The organism is Streptomyces sp. NH27, from assembly GCF_056859195.1.
Genome location: NZ_JACEGK010000340.1, coordinates 1 through 8612, shown reverse-complemented (window position 1 = coordinate 8612; position 8612 = coordinate 1). Strand labels below are relative to the sequence as shown.

The 8612-nt window shown below is 73.1% G+C and carries 7 protein-coding genes; 3 read left to right on the top strand and 4 right to left on the bottom strand.

Features of this window, described 5'->3' with window-relative positions:
- Positions 1-144: 144 nt before the first annotated feature.
- Positions 145-3711 (bottom strand): S41 family peptidase, encoded by a 3567-nt coding sequence (locus AC13HU_RS24815; protein WP_483044156.1) that lies wholly within the window; start codon positions 3709-3711, stop codon positions 145-147.
- A gap of 179 nt (positions 3712-3890) precedes the next feature.
- Complete coding sequence (locus AC13HU_RS24810; protein WP_483044155.1) at positions 3891-4253, bottom strand: hypothetical protein; 363 nt, start codon at positions 4251-4253, stop codon at positions 3891-3893.
- Between the two features lie 160 nt (positions 4254-4413).
- On the opposite strand from AC13HU_RS24810, the gene AC13HU_RS24805 reads away from it, so the two are divergent.
- Positions 4414-4770 carry a histidine triad nucleotide-binding protein gene (locus tag AC13HU_RS24805; protein ID WP_483044154.1) on the top strand — a complete coding sequence of 119 codons (357 nt, stop codon included), beginning with the start codon at positions 4414-4416 and terminating at the stop codon, positions 4768-4770.
- Positions 4771-4864: 94 nt separating this feature from the next.
- Positions 4865-5773, top strand: a complete 909-nt coding sequence (locus AC13HU_RS24800) for a ribonuclease Z (protein WP_483044153.1) — start codon at positions 4865-4867, stop codon at positions 5771-5773.
- Positions 5774-5825: 52 nt separating this feature from the next.
- Here AC13HU_RS24800 and AC13HU_RS24795 read toward each other — a convergent pair whose 3' ends face one another.
- Together AC13HU_RS24795 and AC13HU_RS24790 are read right to left on the bottom strand one after the other, a co-directional pair.
- Positions 5826-6650 carry an HAD family acid phosphatase gene (locus tag AC13HU_RS24795; protein WP_483044152.1) on the bottom strand — a complete coding sequence of 275 codons (825 nt, stop codon included), beginning with the start codon at positions 6648-6650 and terminating at the stop codon, positions 5826-5828.
- Positions 6651-6813: 163 nt separating this feature from the next.
- Complete coding sequence (locus tag AC13HU_RS24790; protein WP_483044151.1) at positions 6814-8181, bottom strand: family 4 glycosyl hydrolase; 1368 nt, start codon at positions 8179-8181, stop codon at positions 6814-6816.
- Positions 8182-8289: 108 nt separating this feature from the next.
- Here AC13HU_RS24790 and AC13HU_RS24785 point away from each other — a divergent pair.
- On the top strand, positions 8290-8612 hold a 323-nt coding region (locus tag AC13HU_RS24785), incomplete at its 3' end, for a hypothetical protein (RefSeq protein WP_483044150.1).

The following is an 8612-nucleotide window of genomic DNA, read 5'->3' as shown; positions in this document are numbered from 1 at the left end:
CCTGAGTATCTGCGGCTCCTCCCTGCTTGCCGCGGAGGGAGCCGCGTTCAGTCGGACTCAGGGGCGCGGGGAACCGCGCGACAAGCCCACCGCTCGGGGATGGTCCCGAGACGGCGGACAGGGGCACCCGGGGGAGGTCCCCACTCAGCCGGGAAGGCCGGGGGGAAGGCCGGGAAGGCCGGGAAGGCCGGGAAGGCCGGGAGCCGACTTCGCCGGGTGCTCCGCCAGCGCCTCCAGGGCCATCGCGATGGCGCGGTCGAGTTGGGGGTCGCGTGCCGCGGCGTGGTCCTGCGGGGTGACGATCACCTCGACGTCGGGGTCGACCCCGTGGTTCTCCACGGACCACCCGAACCCCTCGAACCAGAGCGCGTACTTCGGCTGGGTCACCGAGGTGCCGTCGACCAGCTGGTAGCGGCTGTCGATGCCGATCACGCCGCCCCAGGTACGGGTGCCGACCACCGGACCGATCCCGAGCGTGCGGATCGCCGCGTTGACGATGTCGCCGTCCGACCCGGAGAACTCGTTGGCGACCGCCACCACGGGACCGCGCGGGGCGTCCTGGGGGTAGCTGAACGGGTGGCCGTGCCGCGGCAGGTCCCAGCCGATGACCCGGCGGGCCAGCTTCTCCACCACGAGCTGCGAGGTGTGCCCGCCGCGGTTCTCGCGGACGTCGACCACCAGGCCCTCGCGGGCCACCTCGACCCGCAGGTCGCGGTGGAGTTCGGCCCAGCCGTTGCTGACCATGTCGGGCACGTGCAGGTAGCCGAGCCGCCCGCCGGAGATCCGGTGGACGTAGGCGCGCCGGTCGGCGACCCAGTCGTGGTAGCGCAGCGCCTCCTCGTCGGAGAGCGGCACCGCGACCACGTGCCGGACCGGTCCGCCCGCGGCCGGGGCGACCGTCAGCTCGACCGGCTTGCCCGCGGTGCCCACCAGCAGCGGCGCGGGGCCGGTCAGCGGGTCGACCGGCAGCCCGTCGACCGCGACGAGGGTGTCCCCGGCGCGGACCGCCACCCCGGGCGCGGCCAGCGGCGAGCGGGCCCGCGGGTCGGAGGACTCGCCGGGCAGCACCCGGTCCACCCGCCAACTGCCGTCCTCCGCACGGGAGATGTCCGCGCCCAGCAGGCCCTGGCGGCGGCGCGGGTCACCGGAGCCGCCGGCGGGGGAGACGTACGCGTGCGACGTGCGCAGCTCGCCGTGCAGCTCCCACAGCAGGTCCACGAGGTCGTCGTGGGTGGCGACCCGGTCCAGCAGCGCGCGGTAGCGTTCGCCGATCGCGTCCCAGTCGAGGCCGCCCATGTCGGCCCGCCAGAAGTGGTCGCGGGCGAGCCGGTGCGTCTCGTCGAACATCTGCCGCCACTCGTCGGCGGGGCGGACGGTGACCCTGACCCGGGCGAGGTCGATGCTCGCCGAACTGTCCGAGTCGTCATCGGACTTGCTGTCCGCCGGCCCGACCCGCAGCCGCGAGCCGCTGGTGACGAGCACCTTCGAGCCGTCGCCGGAGACCGCGAAGTCGTCGGCGTCGGCGGCGATCTCCTCGACCTTCAACTGTCGCAGGTCGTAACGCTCCAGGACGGTCCCCGGCGGCTCCGCGTCGGGCGTGGCCAGCGACGCGCCGAGCGTGCCGGTCAGCGGGTGCCGCAGCCACAGCACCCCGCCCTTGGCGGCCCGCAGCCCCGAGTAGTGGCCGGCCTCGACGGGGAAGGGCACGATCCGGTCGGCGATGCCCTCCGCGTCGACCTTGGTGGCGCGGGGCCGGTCCCGGCGGCCGCGCCTGCCCGAACCGCCGCCGTCGGAGCCGCCGTTGTCGCTGTCGGAGGAATTGTCGGAGGCGCTGCTGTTGTCGCTGTCGGAACCGCCGTCGGAACCCGTCCCGGAGCCGCCGTCCGCGCCGGTGGCGGAGCTCACGTCCGGCTCCGCGCCCGCGCCCGAGCCCGCGCCGGTGCCCGTGCCCGACCCGGTACCCGTGCCCGCGCTGCCGCCGTCGCCGTGCTCGCCGTCGTCGTCCCCATCGTCGTCGTACGGGCGGCCGTGCCGCTGCGGGCCGAACGGCGACGGGGTGGTGGCGGCGAGTGTGATCAGGTACGGGCGGCAGGCATTGGGGAAGGAGAGGTCGAACACGTGGGCGTCGTAGACCGGGTCGAAGGCCCGCTCGGACAGGAACGCCAGGTGCCGGCCGTCGGCGGTGAAGGCGGGCGCGAAGTCGATGAAGCGCAGCGGGGTGGCCTCCACCAGGGTCAGGTCCGCGGTGGCGGCGAGCTTGATCTGCCGCAGCGAGCCCGGTCCGGGCTGGGACCAGGCCAGCCAGGCGGAGTCGGGGGAGAAGGCCAAGTCGCCGGCGTCGCCGGCGTTTCCGGCCGGTTCGGGCGCCGGTACCGGCTCGCCGTCGCCCTCCGCCGTGCCCGTGTCGCTCGTCGGTACCTCGCGCACCTCGCCGGTCTGCGTGTCGACCAGCAGCACCCGCCCGTCGTGCGAGGCGACCGCGATCCGGTGGCCGTCCGGGGACACCTCGATCTCGTGCACCCGGCCGAGCCGCCCGGCCGCGAGCCGGCGCGGCGCGGTGTCGGCCGGCAGTCCGACGGCCGGGGCGATCTCCAGCGCGTCGTCGCCGTCGGCGTCGGTCACCCACACCACGTACTGGTCGTCGCCCTGCGAGAACACCCGCGGGTGCCGGGTGCGTACGCCCGGTTGCGCGGTCAGCACCCGGGCGGGGCCGCCGCGGTGGGTGACCCAGTGCGTGGTGCCGCGCACCTCCACCGCGCTGCCGCGGCCGGTGTGGTCCGGGCGGGCGTCGCCCAGATACGCGGCCGGGCGAATCGGGTGGGGCTGCAAGTCCGCGCGCTGGCCGCCGAGTTCGATCTGCAACGGGCGCGGCTGCACGTCCTCGCCGAGGCCGTCCAGCAGGTGGAGGGTGCCGCCGGCGGTGTACACGACCCGGGTGCCGTCGGTGCCGGCCTGCCGGGCGTAGAAGCCGTCGAGCGGGGTGTGGCGGCGCAGGTCCCCGCCGTCGGGGAGGCTGGAGTAGAGCGCGCCCTGGCCCTCGTGGTCGGAGAGGAACGCGATCCGGCCGTCGACCCACATCGGGCACTCGATGTTGCCGTCGATTCCTTCGTGCAGCCGGGCGAACTCCCCGCCGCCGGTGGGGTCGAGCCACAACTTGCCCGCGGTGCCGCCGCGGTAGCCCTTCCAGTACGCCGCCTCGCGCCCCATCGTCACCGACTGGAGCAGCAAGGCGCCGTCCGGCCCGTAGGCGAGGTCGCCGAGCGGGCCGAGCGGCAGCTTCCGCGCGGGGCCGCCGTCCAGCGGCAGTTGGTGCGCCCAGGTGCGGCGGATCGACGCCTCGCCGGCCGTGGTCATCACCACCAGCTCGCCCTCCGGCGTCCAAGTCCGCACCTCGGTACGGGCGTTGCCCCAGTAGGTGAGCCGCCGCGAGGGTCCGCCGGCCAGGTCCGCCACGTGCACTTCGGGCGCGCCGTCACGGGTGGAGGTCCACGCCACCGACACGCCGTCCGGGGAGATCCGCGGTCGCCGGACCGGCATGTTGTCCGCGCTGACCCGCCAGGCCCGGCCGCCATCGAGCGGCGCGACCCACACGTCGTCCTCGGCGGTGAAGACGACCAGGTCGCCGTGCGGGTGCGGGCTCCTCAGATACGAGGGGTGATGTGCGGGGCGAACAGGGCCCGAAGGGCGCGCGGAGAGCGAGGACTGCGTCACGATGCCAGCCTAACCACGATCAACTGCGCTGAGCAGTGCTCCTCGGTACCAAGCGGAACCGATGCGGGAATCGGACCGTCCCGGAACGGCGTTCACCGCGCCGCTGTTCCGTGGACCGGCTTTCGTCGCGCGGCTGTTCCGCGGACCGGCGTTCATCGCGCGGCTCCATCCTCCCCGGGTCAGCACAGGCCGAGCCCGTGCACGTCGAACACCGTCCGGCCGCCCACCACCGCGGTCAGGTGGCCCTGGACACATGTGAGGTTCGACTGCCGGGTCACATCCCCCTTCACCGTGATCTTCCGCTGGTCGTTCGTGCGGCCCACGCAGTCGACCTTCGGGTCCTGCTTGTCCTCGGTCGCACTGCACGACAGCCACTGCACCTTGATGTGGTCCTGCTTGAGCGTCTTGGTGGCCAACTGGTCGGTGCTCACCGAGACGTTGGAGCTGCTCAGCCCGTCCACGGGATCGCACGCCGCGACCGTCGCCATCACCAGGGCGGCTCCCGCCACCCCAACACCCCAGTTCCTCCGGAAGCGTTCCATCCCCCCACGATGCCTCGCCCCCTCCGCGGCGGCCATCCCCCACACGGTGGACCCCTGCCCTTAAGGGCTTCGGCCCGCGCGGGCCGATACGATGCCGGGTGCGGGCCGGCGGATCGCGCCGGCCGGCGGACGGACAAGCGGAAGAGCAAGGGGTGCCGCGGTGGCGGGAGAAGCGCAGCCGGACTGCCTGTTCTGCAAGATCGTGGCCGGGGACATCCCGGCGACGGTGGTGCGGGAGACGGAGACCACCATCGCGTTCCGGGACATCAACCCGCAGGCGCCCACCCATGTGCTGGTGATCCCGCGGGTGCACTACGCGAACGCGGCCGAGCTGGCCGCGGGCGACCCGGCCGCCGCCGCGGACGTGCTGCGGGAGGCCGGCGAGGTGGCCGCGCGGGAGAACGTGGTCGACACCGGCTACCGGATCGTGTTCAACACCGGCCCGGGTGCGGGCCAGACCGTCTTCCACGCGCACGCCCACGTGCTGGGCGGCCGCGACCTCCAGCGGCTGGTCTGAGCCGGGCGCCCGTGAGCCGGGCACCCGGCGACGTAAAGGGCCCCGAAATGGCCCCGTAAGGGCCCCGACCCGCGACCGTACGGACACCAGCGCCATGTCACCCCGCGAACTCGTCGTACTCGGCACCGCCAGCCAGGTGCCGACCCGGCAGCGCAACCACAACGGCTACGTGCTGCGCTGGGACAGCGAGGGCATCCTCTTCGACCCCGGCGACGGCACCCAGCGGCAGATGGTGCACGCCGGGCTCGCCGCGCACGACCTGACCCGGATCTGCGTCACGCACTTCCACGGCGACCACAGCCTGGGCCTGGCCGGGGTGGTGCAGCGGATCAACCTGGACCGGGTGCCGCACCCGATCACCGCGCACTACCCGGCCGGCGGGCAGCGGTACTTCGACCGGCTGCGGTACGCCACCGCGTACCGCGAGACCGCCGACCTGCGCGAGCAGCCGCTCGACGCGGACGGCCCGATCGCGGTCACCGCGGAACTCACGCTGTCGGCACGGCGGTTGTCCCACCCGGTCGAGGCGTACGGCTACCGGCTGGACGAGCCGGACGGACGGCGGATGCTGCCGGAGCGGCTGGCCGCACACGGTATCGCCGGCCCGGACATCGGCCGGCTGCAACGCGACGGCGAGCTACGCGGAGTGACGATGGATCAGGTCAGTGAGCCGCGCGCGGGGCAGTCGTTCGCGTTCGTGATGGACACCCGGATGTGCCCGGCGGTGCCCGAACTGGCCGCCGGATGCGACATGTTGGTGATCGAGTCCACGTTCCTCGACCAGGACGCCGGGATCGCCGAGGAGTTCGGCCATCTGACCGCGGGCCAGGCGGGCCGGGTGGCCGCGGAAGCGGGTGTGCGGCACCTGGTGCTCACCCACTTCTCGCAGCGCTACCCCGACCCGGACGACTTCGGGCACCAGGCCCGCGCGGCGGGCTTCACCGGCGAACTCACCGTCGCCCACGACCTGATGCGCGTCCCGGTGCCCAAACGCCGTCACTAGCGGCGTACTTCAAGCCCTACGGCAAGCCCTACGGCAATCCCCGCTGCAAGCCCTACGGCAGGTAGTACATCGGGTTCGGCAGCTTGAACGACCTGTCCGCGTGCCCGCCCTCCAGGTCGCTGTACTGGTCGCCGAAGTTGCCGACGATGTCGTAGCCCAGCGACTCGATGTGCGCCCGGGTGCCGGACTTGTACTCGATGGTCGAGCAGGTCGCGCCGCACGGCAGGTACGACGGCGGGGTGGCCGTGTTCTTCAGGTACAGGTGCGGGGTGTCGGAGGGCGCCTTGAAGCCTTCCGCGGTCAGGTTCCGCACGGTGTCGGCGCGCTGCGCCTCCGGGCGGCCGGTGATCCAGAAGACCGTGATGCCCTTCGAGGCGGCCCAGTTGACGAGGGTGTCGATGCCGAAGACCGGCGGCATGTTCTTGGTGTCCAGGTACGCCTGGTTGCTTGCCGGGGTGTAGTTGAAGCCCACCTCCAGCTCGTAGTTGTACGTCAGCAGGCTGGTGTCGTCGACGTCGAGCACGATCGCGGGCTTCCCGCTCTTGCCGTGGCCCTTGCCGTGACCCTTCCCGTTGCCGTGGCCGCTGGTGGCCGCTTGCGCCAGGTAGGACTTCGCCTTCGCCTCGATCCCGGCGACCTGCTGGGCGTAGTTGCTGGTCGGGGACGCCTGGTGCTCGCCCGAAGCGTCGACGGTGTCGCCGTAGTACGCCTTGATCTCGTCGACGACGTTGGTGAGATTGGGGATCTGCTTGTCGCTGCGCGGTGCGGAGTTGTCCGCGGTCGCGACGCCGACGCCGTAGAACGTGGCGCCCAGCGTCACCGCGGTGGCGGTGACGGCCAGCGCGCGGGTACGCAGGGACAGACGGGCACGGGGCATGGCGGTGCTCCTTCAAGGCTCGATGATGCGGCGGAATGTAGACCCCGGCATCCGAGCAGGTCAAGGCGCGTCTACGCGCGTGGCGACGCAACATGGGTTCAGCTGCGGTTTCCGTTGCGTTAACCCGCAGTTCAGAGACGTGCGGGCCGGGTTCCGCCGGTTCTCACCAGTTCGCGGCGGTGAGGATACGGCTCGCCGCCGCCGCGGAGTCGACCAGCGGATGCCGCACCAGCGCGCGCAGCGCCGCCGCCCGCGAACCGGTGGTCGCCGCCTCGATCGCCGCCCGCTCCACCGATTTCAGCGCCAGCATCAGCCCGGCCTGGTGCTCGTCGGGCGCCGCCGCCGGCAGCGGCCGGGCCCCGAACGCCCCCACCTCGCAGGGCACTTCGACCACCGCGTCCGGGTCCAGCGCCGAAACCGCCCCGCTGCCCGGCACGTTGAGGATCAGCACGGTGCGCTCGTCCCGGGCGATGGCCCGCATCAAGGCGAGCGCCACCTTGTCGTAGCCGCCGCCGTCCAGGTCGTGCGGGTCGCGCTGCCAGCCGCCGGTGGCCGCACGGTTCTCGGCCATGTAGGTCTCCTCGCGCTCCAACCGGGCGCGTTCCCACAGGTCGTACGCGGACGGGCCGCCGCCGGTCGCGCCCGTACCACCCGTGACGCCCGCCTCGCCGGTACGGCCCCCGCCCGCGCGGTCAGCCGCCGCGAAGAACTCCGACTGCCGGCGGTGCAGGAACTCCCCCCGGGTCGCGTCCGCCGACCGCACCGCGGCCAGCGCCTCGCGCTGGAAGTAGTAGTAGTGCAGGTACTCGTTGGGCAGCGAGCCCAGTGCCGCCAGCCACTCCGCGCCGAACAGCCGCCCCTCCTCGAACGAGCCGAGCGCCACCGGGTCCGCGAGCAGCCCCGGCAGCAACTCCCTTCCGTCCAGGGCGAGTCCGCGCAGCCAGCCGAGGTGGTTCAGGCCGACGTAGTCGTACGAGAAGCCCGGCGCGTCCGGGTCCGCGCCCGCCGCGCGTGCGGCCCGCCGGACCAGCCCCACCGGCGAGTCGCAGATGCCGATCACGCGCGGGCCCAGCACGCGGGTCATCGCCTCCGTCACCATCCCCGCGGGGTTGGTGAAGTTGATCACCCACGCGGACGGGGCCACCGCGCGGACCCGGGTCGCGACGTGCAGGGCGACCGGGATGGTGCGCAGGCCGTACAGGATGCCGCCCGCGCCGACGGTCTCCTGGCCGAGGACGCCCTCGGCCAGCGGGATCTGCTCGTCGCGGACCCGGCCCTCGGTGCCGCCGACGCGCATCGCCGAGAACACGAAGTCCGCGCCGCGCAGCGCCGCGTCCAGGTCCGTCTCCACCCGGACGCGCGGTCCGGGGTGCTCCGCTGTCGCCTGCTCGGCCAGCACTTTCGCGATGACGCGCAGCCGCAGGGGGTCCGTGTCGTGCAGCACGAGCTCCGAGACCGTGGGGTCGCTTTGGAGGGCCCGGAAGACCAGGGGCACCCGGAAGCCGCCTCCGCCGAGGATGGTGAGTCGCACGCCGTATCCGTCCCGTCTGCCCGGTCCATGTCCTCCCCGGACCCTACGACCTGGTGCGTGGCCGATCGCGCAGTTCCGCCCCCGGAGCTTCGCGTCGAGGCGCACCCAATGCCATCAGGTTGGTGCGTACGTACGACGGGCGCGGCCGTCCGACCGCCATCACCGACTCCACCGGCCTCCCACCTGCTCGACCGCGACCCTCTGACGGTCCAGGAGCGGACCGACTTCACCTGGCACGGCCACACCCTGGTCGAGCAGACCGCCAACGGCCCCCATCTGCCCGGGCCCTACACCCTCACCTGGGACTACCGCGGCCTGCACCCCATCGCCCAGAACGAGCAACTGGCCGCCGAATCCGACCAGGACGAGATCGACCGCAAGTTCTTCGCCATCGTCACCGACCTCGTCGGCACCCCCACCCACCTCTACGC